Consider the following 12,691-nt stretch of genomic DNA (forward strand, 5'->3'; position numbering starts at 1 on the left):
ATTCGCAAAATGACAGGAATGCCAACATAAAATGTCTTGTATATTAGTAAATTAGAGTATTGTGAATTTGTAGTTCCGTAACTCTAAAAATTAGTGTGTGAACTTATTCTGTCGAGACTAATTGAATTTAACCAACAAAGTTTGAGGTTATTAACTTAACTAAGAAGGTTTCAACATCTGATACTTCAATATCTTTGCTGTCTTTATCAGTACGATATTTGTACTCCAGCCGGCCTGCTTTTAAGCCACGTTCACTGACGACCAAACGATGCGGGATACCAATTAGTTCATGATCCGCAAACATCATTCCAGGACGCAGATTACGGTCATCGAAAAGTACTTCGATACCTTTCTTACTCAAGCGCTGATAAATATCTTCACAGTAGGATTTTACCGTTTCTGATTTAGACATATTGATTGGAATCAGGGAAAGCTGAAACGGCGCAAGCGACAATGGCCAAATAATTCCGTGGTCGTCGTAATTTTGTTCGATGGTCGCAGCTACGATGCGCGAAACGCCAATACCATAGCATCCCATCGTCATAATTTTTTCTTTGCCGTTTTGATCTAAAACAGATGCATTGAGTTCGCGACTATATTTATCACCAAGCTGAAAAATATGACCAACTTCTATACCACGTTTGATTTGAATAGACCCATTGCCGTCCGGGCTTGGATCGCCTTGCTGGATATTCCTCAGATCTGCGTGCTCTAGTGCAGTTTTTTGCGGCCAATTAGCATTCTTAATATGAAATCCTGCTTCGTTTGCACCACATACAAAATTTTCTAGTATGGCAGCTGCGTGATCTACTATTACCCGACAATTAAGATCAATTGGGCCTATAAAGCCAGGCACAGAATTAGTTGAATTTTCAATTTCTTCATTGCTGGCAAAAGTGAGCGGACTAAATACGCCATCAATTTTTTCTACTTTTACAGGATTTAGTTCATGATCCCCTCTAATAGCTAAGGCAATTACACCATTATCTTCAGATTTGACGATAAGCATTTTTATGCATTGTTTTGTTTCAACTGCAAGCGCCTGACTGACTTCATCGATGGTTTTTTGTGTGGGTGTTGCTACTTTTTCAGAGCTTAATTTTTCGCCTAAATTGGTGTTTTCTTGATATGCGATAGGCGCTAATTCAACGTTGGCTGCGTAATTACTAGCGTCTGAAAAGGCAATGGCATCCTCACCTGACTTAGCAAGCACATGGAATTCATGAGAGCTATTACCACCAATAGATCCGGAATCGGCTTCAACAGCGCGGAACTCTAAACCTAGTCGATTAAAAATTTTTGTGTAAGCCTGGTGCATGCATTGATATGTATTTTCCAGGCATTGCTGAGACTCATGAAAAGAGTAAGCATCTTTCATTATGAACTCACGTGCTCGCATGACGCCGAATCTAGGGCGAATTTCATCACGGAATTTTGTCTGAATTTGGTAGTAGTTGACTGGTAATTGCTTGTAAGAGCGAATTTCACGACGAGCAATATCGGTGATTACTTCTTCATGCGTAGGGCCATAACAAAATTCGCGTTGATGGCGATCATTAAAGCGAAGCAGTTCTGGGCCATATTGCTCCCAGCGTTTTGATTCCTGCCATAGTTCCGCGGGTTGCACTGAGGGCATTAGTAGCTCCAGTGCGCCAGCCTGATTCATTTCTTCGCGGATTATAGCTTCCACTTTTCTTAGTGTGCGTAGCCCTAATGGCAGCCAGCTATACATACCAGAGGCCAATTTTCGAATCATTCCAGCTCTAAGCATTAGCTGGTGGCTGATAATTTCAGCGTCAGCAGGGACTTCTTTTAGTGTAGAAAGTGGGAAGTTGGAAACGCGCATTTGTAACGTATACTTGTAGTTGTTGGCGTAATGCGCGCCAGTAAATACCAGATTTAGCTTCTAAGCAAGTACATCCTTGAAAATGTTAAATTAAGTCAGCAATTAGTTAAGTGTTAGTTGCAAAATTCTTCGATACTTTGATTGGCTGATGTGATGCGTTCTTGTCGTTCTTCTTCAGTCAGTTTGCGATAAAGACCGCCTTCTTTAATAGTGACTTGGCCTCTGCTTGTTAGAGAAGTAAGGTTTGTTTTCGCCTGTGCGCAATTTTCTTTTTTGATCTGATTGCTTTCGGCAAGTTGCTGTTGCTCATTTTTTTTCTTTTCACGAGCTTCACGTGAAGCATCTAGGCTTTTATTCAATTTCTTAGTCTTAGATATACTGTAGTTAGAAGCGGCAATGCTTTCGTCATCTACTAATTCAAAAGGAGTTCCTATCGGAGGCGGTGTTTGACTATAGATGGTATTTCCCGTTGGGCTGACCCATTTATATGCTTGTGCATTAACATTGCTAGCAATTAAAATTGATACCAAGGCTATCCCAACAATTGTTCCTGATTTCCACATGATAAAAACTCCATTAGCGTAATGATTAAATTGTAGCAGAAGCATTGCTAATCCCAATGATCCACATGTCGATAAAATGGGGTGCATACGACGGAGCTGTCGATATCGGCGATAAGAGTAGCTAACAAAGCCGCTATCGCGGCCTAAGGCTGGATAAATATCAAGCATCATATACTGTGTCGAGAGTGATATACTCACAATTACACAGGTAATCCACTAAGGATCATTGTTTATGGCTGATCGCAGGCTCCAAGTATTTTATACCGTTGCACGATTACTCAGCTTTACCAAAGCTGCAGAAACGTTGCATATGACTCAGCCAGCGGTGACCTTCCAAGTGCGCCAGCTTGAAGACCATTTTGATACACGTCTATTTGACAGAACTCATAATCGTGTTGCATTAACAGAAGCTGGGCGTAAAGCATACGAGTATGCAGAAGAAATTTTCTCCTTGTATGCTGAAATGGAAAATACAGTAAAAGAATTAACGGGTGATGTCAGTGGTGCGCTAACCATGGGGGCTAGTACTACTATTGCAGAGTATATGTTGCCGGCCTTGTTGCGTGGTTTTACCGTTGAATTTCCAGATATTAATTTAAGGCTTAAAGTTTCAAATACTGAGGGAATAGTGTCTATGGTCGAAAATAGCATGATCGATCTTGGCGTAGTTGAAGGACCGGTGGCGAATAAAAATTTATTGGTAGAAGTGTGTCGAGTAGATCAGCTAGTTGTTGTTGTTCCGCCAGGGCACGAAATTGCCAATCGAGAATCTATTTCTCTGGAAGAGGTGATGAACTATCCGTTTATTTGCCGAGAAGAAGGATCTGGGACTCGCGAAGTGATACTGGATCATATGGTGGGACTGGGTTTGGATCGTAATAATCTCAATGTATCGCTTGAGCTTGGTAGTCCTGAATCAATTAAAGGGGCGGTTGAAGCTGGGATGGGTATTTCAATAGCGTCACTGGCGACACTGGAAAAAGAATTGAAATTAGGCACATTGGTTGCGGTGACTCTAGATCCTCCTATGGAAAGATCATTCTCTTTTGTTCGTCAGCGACAAAAATTTAGATTACGTGCAATGGAAAAACTGCTCGACTATGCACGTACTTATTGTAGTGATGCATCAAATCATTAGGTGAGCTAAAGTTTCAAAACTAGAAATTGTATTGCTACTTTTTTAAAATTGTTAGTCTTTTATGTTTGATTATTTGCGTGCTTGGTATGATCGTCACTTTTCAGATCCACAAGTTGTAATTTTATTATTATTTTTGCTGGGCGGATTCGCTGTTGTCATATTCGCTGGTAAAATCCTAGCGCCACTATTTGCAAGTATTGTGATAGCCTATTTGCTTGAGGGTGCGGTCTCGCTCCTTCAAAAAAGCAAAAGCCCAAGAATAATTGCTTTATTTATTGTGTTTTCTATATTTATGGCAGTACTTCTTTTACTTTTATTTGTATTTATTCCCGTACTGTCAAAACAACTCTCAGAATTTTTCAAAGACCTGCCAATTATGGTTAGCCAAGGGCAGCAATTACTAATGCAGTTGCCGGAAAGATTTCCAAGTTTGATCAATCAAGAACAAGTGGACGATATGATGAAGTTTCTTGGCGGCGAACTAGTTAATTTTGGGCAAGCGCTTATTTCTCGTCCATTGGCCTCCGTGGTTGGGCTAATTACTATTCTGGTGTATTTAATTTTGATGCCATTGCTTGTGTTCTTTTTGTTAAAAGATAAGTCAATAATTCTTCAGTGGTTGGAAGATTTTTTGCCTGGCGATCGGGATTTAACTAATGAAGTATGGTTTGAAGTTAATCAAAAGATAGCTAGCTATGTGCGCGGCAAGTTTATTGAGATATTTATTATAATGTCGGTAACTTACGTGACATTTACTTTTCTAGATTTGAATTATGCAATGTTGTTGGCAGTGCTAGTTGGCTTGTCGGTGATTATCCCATACGCAGGTGCTGCCGTAGTCACATTACCGGTTATGTTTGTTGCTTATGCACAATGGGGGATATCTAGCGAATTTGCCTATGTGCTAATTGCATATAGCATCATTCAATTTATAGATGGAAATATTTTAGTTCCGCTATTATTTTCAGAGGTAGTTAATTTACACCCAGTAGCAATTATTGCCGCAGTACTATTCTTTGGGGGTATTTGGGGTATTTGGGGAGTGTTTTTTGCTATTCCGTTGGCAACACTAATCAACGCTGTGATTAATGCTTGGCCTCAAGTAGATATCGAGCAAAGCACAGATATTAAGGCTAATGATTAATTTGGTTGTAGTTTCAATTTGGGTTGAAATGGCCGCTCATTGAGTAAGATGAGCTTGTAAAGGCGAATGTGGCCGATTACTATTCCCTGCTATTTTATAGCGCACGGAGAGATGAATGTTTAAAGGCAGCATGGTCGCGATTGCCACGCCAATGCAGGATGATGGTTCAGTTGATTTTGAATCGTTAGATAAATTGGTCGATTTTCATCTAGATAACCAAACTGATGTCATTATACCCGCTGGTACAACCGGTGAATCTGCAACTCTAGATCACCAAGAGCACTGTGAAGTGATTAAACGCGTCGTTGATCGCGTCAAAGGCCGTGTGCCAGTAATAGGCGGCACAGGGGCAAATTCTACTTGGGAGGCGATTTCACTTACGCGCTGCGCAGCTGAGGCTGGTGTAGATGCATGTTTATTAGTCACGCCTTATTACAACAAACCTACGCAAGAAGGTTTATTTCAACACTACAAAAAAGTCGCTGAAGAAGTTGATATTCCTCAAATCTTATATAACGTGCCTGGTCGTACCGCTTGTGACATGCTCCCTGAAACAGTAGCACGTCTGTCTAAAATCAAAAATATTGTGGGTGTTAAAGAAGCTTCCGGCGAGTTAGCGCGCGGTATAAAAATTAGAGAATTATGTGGTCCAGATTTCATGATTGTGAGTGGCGAAGATTTTCAGGCGATGGAATCTATCTTAGCTGGTGGCCAAGGTGTGATTTCAGTGACTGCTAATGTAGCGCCAAAACTCATGCATGAAATGTGTCAAGCGGCACTAGCGGGTAATCGTGAAAAAGCACAAGAAATAAATGCTAAAATAGAGGACCTGCACCGTGATTTGTTTATTGAATCGAACCCTATTCCAACAAAATGGTCTCTACATGAAATGGGCTTAATTCCCCCAGGGCTGCGATTACCCCTTACGCCTTTGGATAAGCAATATCATGATGTCATGCGCAGTGCATTGAAAAAAGCTGGCTGTATTTAAATATAATTACACAAATAAAAACATGAATAGAAATTTAATTAATATCTGTGTGTTAGTTTGTTCTCTGTCAGCGCTGCAATCATGCGCTTATGTGAAAAATATTGTTGGTACGAAATATGGTGAAGCTGGCAGTGTTGGAGGGCTTGAGGCGCCACCGGAATTAGTTACTCCAGAATGGGATGAAAGTTTAAAAATTCCACAAACTGCGAATGATCGTGTCAGTGCTATAGAAACATATGGAAAAGCACTAGACGCAAGTGTTGCGCCAGAATATGTTGATGTATCTTTACGCCGTGAAGGTGACTTGCGTTGGTTAGAAGCAGAAGTCGATCCAGTTAATGTGTGGCCATTGCTACGTTCATTTTGGGCGAATCAAGGTATCGGCTTAGATAAAGATCTTCCGTCTACCGGGATAATGGAAACGGATTGGATCGAGCAAATTGATTCAAGTAATAGTGGCATTACCGGTGGGCGAGAAGTGGCTGCATCACGAAGTAAGTTTCGTATTCGCTTAGAGCGAGAACCTAATGCGGTGACAAACATTTTTATTAGCCAGCGTAAAGCAGACTTACAAGCCATCACCGATCAGGGTGGTGTTTGGGCGGCAGCAAAAAGTGATCCTGAAGCTGAAGCTGAAGTGATGGTGAATTTGATGGAGCATATGGGTAAGTCACGCCAAGACGCTTTATTTGAAGTGGCTAATGCGCAAGGTCCGCGCTTATATATAGATTTGAAAGATGTAGATGGAATACCAGTTCTATTTGTTGGTGATCAATATAGTCGAGTATGGCGCCGTACAGGCATTGCTTTAGATAGAACAGGGTTAACTATATTTGAGCAAAGTAGAACGAAGGGTGTCTATTTTATTGACACTAGCAATTTAGACTTGCCTGATGGAACAAGTTTGCAAAGTTCTCGTTATCAAGTGCATTTGCTTCCACAAAGCGCACAAACTTTAATTACAGTGCATTTCGCAGATGATGCTGAGGGCAGAGTGGTTTCAGAATATGATGCTCGATTAATTTTGAATCAGATTCTTAGCGCTTACCAAGTATTCCGTACCACAGGTTAAGTAATTTTATTTAAGTGCGTTTGTCTTTTTCGATATATGCGTAAGCAGAGTGATTGTGAATAGATTCAAAGTTCTCTGATTCTACTGTGTACGCATCGATGCGATCATCGTTATTCAGTTGTGTAGCGATATCACGCACTAAATCTTCAACAAATTTAGGATTATCATAAGCGCGTTCAGTGACATACTTTTCGTCAGGTCGTTTTAATAATCCATATAGTTCGCAAGAAGCTTGTTTCTCAACCATTTCGATTAATTCTTCAATCCATACAAAATCTTGGATACGCACGGATATAGTGATATGCGAACGTTGATTATGTGCGCCATAATCTGAGATGCTTTTTGAACACGGGCATAAACTAGTTACAGGAACAAGAACAACCACATCAGTACGGGCTTGATTATTATTAATCTCACCGCGAAAACATACTTGGTAGTCAAGTAAACTTTCTACACCGCTAATAGGTGCCGTCTTTTTAACAAAGTAAGGAAATGTCATTTCAATATGACCGGAATCTGCTTCGAGACGCTCAGCCATTTTTTCTAACATATCGTTAAATGATTTAACTGAAATCTCACGCTCGTATTCGTTAAGAATTTCTACGAAGCGCGACATGTGTGTGCCTTTGAAATTATGTGGCAAATTCACATACATGTTGAATTCCGCAATGGTATTTTGCTCGCCACCTGAACGATCTAATACACGAACAGGGTGTTTAATCCCCTTAATGCCGACTTTATCAATCGGTATTTGGCGGGTGTCAGCTTTATTTTGTGTATCTGGAATTGGTGTAACAACATCGCCAGCACTTGCGCTCATGTTTCTAACCTCTTGATTAACATATAAAATTTATGGGGGTTTATTTTCTTGTTACCCAGATACTACGTGAGCACTTTTGGCTTCGCAATCCCTCAGCGGATATATTTTGTTGATTCTGGCAGTGATTGATGCACTGTCTAAGCCGGCATCTGCAAGTAATTCTTCACGTGTGCCGTGCTCTTGAAAATGGTCAGGAAGACCTAAGTTCAATAATTTCACCGATATTTGTTGTGCAGCTACAACCTCATTGACCGCGCTACCAGCTCCACCCATAACGACATTGTCTTCGACGGTTACTATTAAAGTATGGCTGTTGGCGATACGCACTATCATTTCATCATCAATTGGCTTAACAAAACGCATGTTGATGACAGTGGCATTAATTTGGTTGGCTGCATCTAATGCACTGGCTAAGGTACTGCCAAAAGATAGTATCGCAATATTTTTGCCTTCTCTAACTTGATCAGCCCGACCAATTTCTAATGTTTCAAAATTATTTCGTACAGTACTTCCAGGTCCGATGCCGCGAGGATAACGAATAGCGCTTGGGCCATTGATTTCAAATCCCGTTTGTAGCATTTGTCTTGTTTCGCATTCATTTGCTGGTGCCATGATAGTCATATTAGGAATGCAGCGCAGGAAACTTAAATCGTAACTGCCAGTATGTGTCTTTCCATCTGGGCCCACCACGCCCGCCCGATCGATTGCAAAAAGAACAGGAAGATTTTGAACTGCGACATCATGAATCAGTTGGTCATATGCACGTTGTAAAAAAGTGGAATAAATAGCCACAACAGGTTTATGTCCAGCAATTGCTAAACCGGCACCTACTGTGACTGCATGTTGTTCCGCGATAGCTACATCATAATAGCGATTTGGGAACTCTTTTTGAAAGCGTACTAATCCGGAACCTTCACGCATAGCAGGAGTAATTGCCACTAATCGCGAATCTCTATAACCCATATCGCAAATCCAGTCGCTAAATACTTGGGTGTATGTTGGTTTTTTATTAGGAGCAGATGTTTTTTTAATACCAAGATTAGGGTTGAATGTTGGTACTGCATGATAGCCAACAGGATCCTGTTCCGCTGGCAAATAACCTTTGCCTTTTTTGGTGATGACGTGAAGAATTTTTGGGCCTTCGATTTGCTTGATATTGCGTAAAGTTTTAATAAGCGAATTTGAATCGTGACCATCCACTGGACCAAAATAGCGAATACCCATTTCTTCGAACAAAGTGCCTGGCGCAAACATACCTTTTACGTGTTCTTCCGTGCGACGAGCTAATTCCCACATTGGAGGCATAGGTTTGAGCAGGCGTTTGCTGCTTTCTCTTACGCTGGAGAATACGCGTCCTGATAACATGCGTGTTAGGTAGTTAGTCATTGCGCCGACATTTGGCGATATAGACATTTCGTTATCATTAAGAATGATTAACATGTTTGCGCGAATGTCGCCGAGGTGATTAAGTGCTTCATAAGCCATGCCAGCAGTAAGGCCACCATCACCAATAATTGGTATCGCTTGTTGAGCTCGATTATCTAATTGGAATGATAAATTCATTCCAAGTGCAGCACCTATAGAGGTGCTTGAATGGCCTACAGTAAAACAATCGTATTCACTTTCCTCGGGGCAAGGAAATGGGCCTAGGCCACCTCGTGTGCGAATCGATTCAATCTGATGCTTGCGCCCTGTAAGAATTTTATGCGGATAGCTTTGGTGGCCTACATCCCAGAGTAATTTATCATTTGGTGTATTGAAGACATAATGCAATGCCACAGTTAACTCTATAACACCAAGACCAGCCGCAAAATGACCGCCGCTTTTAGAGACTGAATCAAGTAAATAATTTCTTAAGTCCTTGCAAACGTTCGGTACCTGTATCAGAGGCAAGTCGCGTAAATCTGCAGGAAACTCAATTTTGTCAAGAGTCGGATATTCTTTAGTGTCCATTGTAAATAATGTTCATTGTGCTAATCGTTAGTGCTTTCGGCACACAATGTGTTCTGCAAGCATATGTAGCCACTTTGTAGGACTGTCTAAATTTTCTAAACAATCCAGAGCTTGCTGGTAAAAGTTATCACAGCGTCGTTCAGATTCTTCTATACCTAAAATACTTACATAGGTAGGTTTATTCTGATCACTATCTGAGCCCTGAGGTTTGCCTAATGTATCAGTGTCACTGATTACATCTAAAATATCGTCACGTATTTGGAAAGCAATACCAAGGTGCTCACCGAACTGTAACAGACTTGAGCGTTGCTGTTGGCTCAGTGTTGTACAGCATGTTTGAGTCATATCTATACATGCACGAATTAAGCAGCCGGTTTTTTGTCGATGTATATATTCCAATGCTTCAATTGAAATGTTTTTATCAACTGCTGCTAAGTCCATTGCTTGCCCACCAGCCATGCCCAAGGAGCCCACAGCATGTGCGAGCTGGTTAGTGAGTTGAGATCGTATCGCTGCTTCAGGGCCGTCTATAGATAAATTAGTTAGAAATGAAAATGCCAGAGCTTGCATAGCATCACCTGCAAGTATTGCTGTAGCTTCATCGTAAGCTCTGTGACAAGTAGGTTTCCCACGCCTCAAGTCATCATCATCCATGGCAGGTAGGTCATCATGAATTAATGAGTAGCTGTGCATGAGCTCTATTGCACCTGCAATACAGTCTATTTCAATTGGATTTATACCCAATGCTTCACCTGTAGCATACACAAGAGCAGGGCGGATACGTTTGCCTCCATTCATGGCTGAATAACGAATAGCGCCATGTAAGGTGGTTGGTGCTTGGTCTTTGCTAGGGAGGTTGTTATCGAAAAATAATTCTACTCGTTGGCTACATGTGGCTAAATACTCAGTTATCTCCGTCAAGAAAATCCCCCGCTGATTGTTCTGAATCAGGAAGCCATTCTTCATTTTCTTGGCTTAGAAAGGTAATTTTTTCTTCTGCCTGCTTGAGAGCATTTTGGCAGCCACGTGTTAGTGAAATTCCCTCTTCAAATAATTTTAGCGATTCATCTAATGATTGGTCGCCCGACTCTAGCTTTTCTACGACTTGTTCGAGTTTGGCCAATGATTTTTCAAAGTCTATTTTTGGGGTCGCTTTTTTACGAGGCACAGTCTCTCCAAAATTTTGTTTAATGGGTGTATTGTTAAACGGGTAGTTTTGCAGCGCAATAATGTTGACAAGTATTTTTACTTATTCTAGTCTTGCGCCACTTTTAGAATGATTCTAAATCAGAACGTTTCTCATTTAACTAAATATATATTAACTGGAGGTCATCCGAATGTCTCTTAAAGGTACAAAGACAGAAGAAAATTTAAAGGCCGCATTTGCAGGAGAATCACAAGCAAATCGTCGCTATCTATATTTCGCTGCAAAAGCTGATGTTGAGGGATACAACGACGTAGCGACTGTATTTAGATCAACCGCTGAAGGTGAGACAGGACATGCTCACGGTCACCTGGAATACTTAGAAGAGTGTGGTGATCCAGCAACAGGTCTTCCATTTGGTGGCACAGACGACAATCTTAAAACAGCTATCGCTGGCGAAACTCATGAGTACACAGATATGTACCCAGGTATGGCTAAATCAGCACGTGATGAAAGCTTTGATGAAATTGCAGATTGGTTTGAAACTCTTGCCAAGGCTGAGCGTTCACACGCGAATCGTTTCCAGAAGGCTCTAGATAACTTAGACGGTTAAGTTATTTGCGCTGCACATTGAGAATTTACTCAGTGTGCAGCTATCGCTTCGTTAATTTGAAATTTAAAAGGACAAACACGTGGCAACATCTGGTTCGCGTGAAGGTAGCTTAGAAGCTCCTACAAGACACCCCATTGATTGGAATAACCCAGACTTTTACAACGAAGAATCACTTAATACTGAGCTTGAGCGAGTATTTGATATTTGCCATGGTTGTCGACGATGTGTGAGCTTATGTAATTCATTTCCAACTTTGTTCGACTTGGTTGATGAATCAGACACCATGGAAGTTGATGGTGTTGATAAAAATGATTACTCCAAGATTGTGGATCATTGTTATCTTTGTGATCTATGTTATCTGACAAAGTGCCCATATGTGCCACCTCATGAATGGAACGTGGATTTTCCACACCTTATGTTACGTGCCAAAGCGATCAAATTTCGCAAAGGTAATATTAAAAAGCGCGACAAAATTTTAAGTAGTACTGACACTGTTGGAAGTCTAGCGGGTATACCCATTGTTTCTCAGTTTGTTAACTCTGCTAATGGGACAAAAATAGGTCGTAAAGCATTAGAGAAGACTTTAGGTGTACATGCTGAAGCCAAAATACCTAAATACCACGCCAAGACCGCACGCAAAACGTTATCTAAGAGAGCGCTTCCTATTGATATGCAGGCTGAAAATAAGGTTGCATTATTTATCACTTGTTATAACAATTTTAATGAGCCTGAAATAGCCACCGACCTAGTGAAGGTGTTTGAACACAATAAAATTTCAATTTCTATTATGGAAAAAGAAAACTGTTGTGGTATGCCTAAGCTCGAGCTAGGAGATTTAGAGGGTGTAGCGAAATTAAAAGATGCCAACATTCCAACTATGCTTAAGTGGATTGATGAGGGGTGGGATATTGTTGCACCTGTCCCTTCATGTGTACTAATGTTTAAGCAAGAGTTACCTTTAATGTTTCCTGATGATAAAGATGTTCAGCGGGTTAAAGACCATATCTTTGACCCATTTGAATACTTGCATAAGAAACATAAAAACAAGCAGTTGAAAATTGATTTTAGCAAGTCGCTAGGTAAAGTTTTTTACCATGCATCATGCCATTTACGAGTACAGCGGATTGGTTTGAAAACGCGTGATGTATTGAATCTTATTCCTGATACACAATTGGAGGTGCTAGAGCGTTGCTCCGGACATGACGGCACCTATGCAGTGAAAAAAGAGTTCCATGAAATATCAATGAAGATTTGTAGACCTGTGGTTAGCAAACTTCAGAAAGCAGAAGCAAATTACTACAGCAGTGATTGTCCAATGGCAGGCCATCAAATTTCTAATGGAATGAAGGATGATTCGGATGCGACTCACCCAATGACGCTATTAAGAATAGCTTACGGGCTATAAGA

The 12,691-nt window shown here is 40.8% G+C and carries 12 protein-coding genes; 6 read left to right on the forward strand and 6 right to left on the reverse strand.

Translation table 11 applies throughout. The features are described 5' to 3' along the window. Positions 1–127: 127 nt before the first annotated feature. The gene (locus R8G33_11750) at positions 128–1,846 is read right to left on the reverse strand and encodes a proline--tRNA ligase (GenBank protein MDW3096339.1); all 1,719 of its coding nucleotides are present in this window, start codon (positions 1,844–1,846) and stop codon (positions 128–130) included. Between the two features lie 113 nt (positions 1,847–1,959). Continuing rightward, positions 1,960–2,607 carry a DUF4124 domain-containing protein gene (locus tag R8G33_11755; protein MDW3096340.1) on the reverse strand — a complete coding sequence of 216 codons (648 nt, stop codon included), beginning with the start codon at positions 2,605–2,607 and terminating at the stop codon, positions 1,960–1,962. A gap of 34 nt (positions 2,608–2,641) precedes the next feature. Between R8G33_11755 and R8G33_11760 the strand changes: the two genes are divergently transcribed. The 4 genes from R8G33_11760 (at position 2,642) to bamC (ending at position 6,754) form a co-directional block, all read left to right on the forward strand. Beyond that, on the forward strand, positions 2,642–3,547 hold the full coding sequence (locus R8G33_11760) for a LysR family transcriptional regulator (GenBank protein MDW3096341.1): 906 nt from the start codon (positions 2,642–2,644) through the stop codon (positions 3,545–3,547). 61 nt (positions 3,548–3,608) lie between these two features. Continuing rightward, entirely contained in the window at positions 3,609–4,691 is a 1,083-nt protein-coding gene (locus R8G33_11765) for an AI-2E family transporter (protein ID MDW3096342.1), read from the forward strand. Positions 4,692–4,806: 115 nt separating this feature from the next. Then, entirely contained in the window at positions 4,807–5,682 is an 876-nt protein-coding gene (dapA, locus tag R8G33_11770) for a 4-hydroxy-tetrahydrodipicolinate synthase (GenBank protein ID MDW3096343.1), read from the forward strand. Between the two features lie 22 nt (positions 5,683–5,704). Then, positions 5,705–6,754: an outer membrane protein assembly factor BamC gene (gene bamC, locus R8G33_11775; GenBank protein MDW3096344.1), complete on the forward strand. Its 1,050-nt coding sequence runs from the start codon at positions 5,705–5,707 to the stop codon at positions 6,752–6,754. A gap of 10 nt (positions 6,755–6,764) precedes the next feature. On the opposite strand, the gene folE2 is transcribed toward bamC, so the two are convergent. From folE2 to R8G33_11795, 4 genes are read right to left on the reverse strand one after another with little or no spacing between them, the layout of a single operon-like run. Continuing rightward, positions 6,765–7,574, reverse strand: coding sequence for a GTP cyclohydrolase FolE2 (folE2, locus tag R8G33_11780; GenBank protein ID MDW3096345.1), 810 nt, complete (start codon positions 7,572–7,574; stop codon positions 6,765–6,767). Between the two features lie 51 nt (positions 7,575–7,625). Further along, positions 7,626–9,527, reverse strand: coding sequence for a 1-deoxy-D-xylulose-5-phosphate synthase (gene dxs, locus R8G33_11785; GenBank protein MDW3096346.1), 1,902 nt, complete (start codon positions 9,525–9,527; stop codon positions 7,626–7,628). Positions 9,528–9,554: 27 nt separating this feature from the next. Continuing rightward, the gene (locus R8G33_11790) at positions 9,555–10,448 is read right to left on the reverse strand and encodes a polyprenyl synthetase family protein (protein ID MDW3096347.1); all 894 of its coding nucleotides are present in this window, start codon (positions 10,446–10,448) and stop codon (positions 9,555–9,557) included. After that, positions 10,432–10,695 carry an exodeoxyribonuclease VII small subunit gene (locus R8G33_11795; protein MDW3096348.1) on the reverse strand — a complete coding sequence of 88 codons (264 nt, stop codon included), beginning with the start codon at positions 10,693–10,695 and terminating at the stop codon, positions 10,432–10,434. The genes R8G33_11790 and R8G33_11795 overlap by 17 nt, the downstream gene beginning before the upstream one ends. A 169-nt stretch (positions 10,696–10,864) precedes the next feature. Between R8G33_11795 and R8G33_11800 the strand changes: the two genes are divergently transcribed. Continuing rightward, the gene (locus R8G33_11800; protein MDW3096349.1) at positions 10,865–11,284 is read left to right on the forward strand and encodes a rubrerythrin family protein; all 420 of its coding nucleotides are present in this window, start codon (positions 10,865–10,867) and stop codon (positions 11,282–11,284) included. Between the two features lie 79 nt (positions 11,285–11,363). Then, positions 11,364–12,689: a heterodisulfide reductase-related iron-sulfur binding cluster gene (locus tag R8G33_11805; GenBank protein ID MDW3096350.1), complete on the forward strand. Its 1,326-nt coding sequence runs from the start codon at positions 11,364–11,366 to the stop codon at positions 12,687–12,689. Positions 12,690–12,691: the final 2 nt, after the last annotated feature.

The organism is Gammaproteobacteria bacterium (assembly GCA_033344735.1).
In the GTDB taxonomy this organism is placed as follows: Bacteria; Pseudomonadota; Gammaproteobacteria; order UBA4575; family UBA4575; genus UBA1858.

Coding starts and splice junctions, on each gene's coding strand:
- R8G33_11800 (MDW3096349.1), top strand. CDS start 10,865: ATGTCTCTTAAAGGTACAAAGACAGAAGAAAATTTAAAGGCCGCATTT.
- R8G33_11765 (MDW3096342.1), top strand. CDS start 3,609: ATGTTTGATTATTTGCGTGCTTGGTATGATCGTCACTTTTCAGATCCA.
- R8G33_11750 (MDW3096339.1), bottom strand. CDS start 1,846: ATGCGCGTTTCCAACTTCCCACTTTCTACACTAAAAGAAGTCCCTGCT.
- dxs (MDW3096346.1), bottom strand. CDS start 9,527: ATGGACACTAAAGAATATCCGACTCTTGACAAAATTGAGTTTCCTGCA.
- folE2 (MDW3096345.1), bottom strand. CDS start 7,574: ATGAGCGCAAGTGCTGGCGATGTTGTTACACCAATTCCAGATACACAA.
- bamC (MDW3096344.1), top strand. CDS start 5,705: ATGAATAGAAATTTAATTAATATCTGTGTGTTAGTTTGTTCTCTGTCA.
- dapA (MDW3096343.1), top strand. CDS start 4,807: ATGTTTAAAGGCAGCATGGTCGCGATTGCCACGCCAATGCAGGATGAT.
- R8G33_11760 (MDW3096341.1), top strand. CDS start 2,642: ATGGCTGATCGCAGGCTCCAAGTATTTTATACCGTTGCACGATTACTC.